The organism is uncultured Microbulbifer sp., assembly GCF_947498635.1.
GTDB classification, from domain to species: Bacteria; Pseudomonadota; Gammaproteobacteria; order Pseudomonadales; family Cellvibrionaceae; genus Microbulbifer; species Microbulbifer echini.
In genome coordinates, this window is sequence record NZ_CANMKV010000105.1 from 1 (window position 1) to 902 (window position 902).

Below are 902 nucleotides of genomic sequence, written 5' to 3' on the forward strand. Positions count from 1 at the left end.
AATAACGACAGCCTGAACGGTATTAAAACCGCGCGCCAGGCCATGAATGAGCTCACCCAGAGTGAGACCCAATGGAAATACAGCCTGTACGACCAGGAAGACCAGCTGATTACTGTGGTGGATGCGCCACTGGCGACGCCCACGGATAATCCCGATCTGGATGTGAACTGGGATGTGGGCAACGACGACTCCGCAGTGACCAATGCGGTGGATAGTAAAGCGGGCACGGATCCCACGATTACCGGCACGGGTTCCACTAAAAAAACCACCAACAACACCAGTACTTCCACGGTCTGGGTCAATCTCAACAGCAGCAATATGCCGAGTACCGCCGATGCCGCGGCGACGAATAAACTCAACATGCCCGCCGAGCGCGCACAGAAAACCGTGCGCAATAACAATATTGGCTACGTAGACAGCGAGGGCGAAGGCTATGTCAGCAACCCCGGCGGTGCCACCGCCGTGGACAGTGCCCGCTCTTGGGAGGACAACACCGATGAACTGTTCTACCTGAGCAGCAACGACCCGCGCCTCAACTTTGAAGACCTGGGACTCACCACCCAACAGCAAACCGATCTCGCTGGGCTGCTGGGCGCTACCAGCTACCGGCTCGATGGCACCAGCCAGGGCCGCCACCAAGGCTATATCGAACGGGATACCCGCCACTACTACACCAGCCGCCAGGTCACCCTCGACAGTGGCCGAACCATTACCGTATTTACCAACCGTATCGAAGTGGAAGAGCAGCTGCACGTGTTTGTGCCTCTCTCCAAAGGCAATACCGAGTACGGCTGGCGCGAAGTGGTGATCACCACCAACACCTACAACTACGACATCACCAGCGACTTCCTGCAGGCGGATGACAGCGCCGCGGACAGCGCCCTGGAAGATGCGCAGAACAA

1 protein-coding gene is annotated in these 902 nt (G+C 57.8%); it reads left to right on the top strand.

Annotated elements, in window-relative coordinates; all coding sequences use genetic code 11:
• A partial coding sequence (locus Q1A69_RS20000; protein WP_299589649.1) for a hypothetical protein occupies positions 1–902 on the top strand: 902 nt, incomplete at both ends.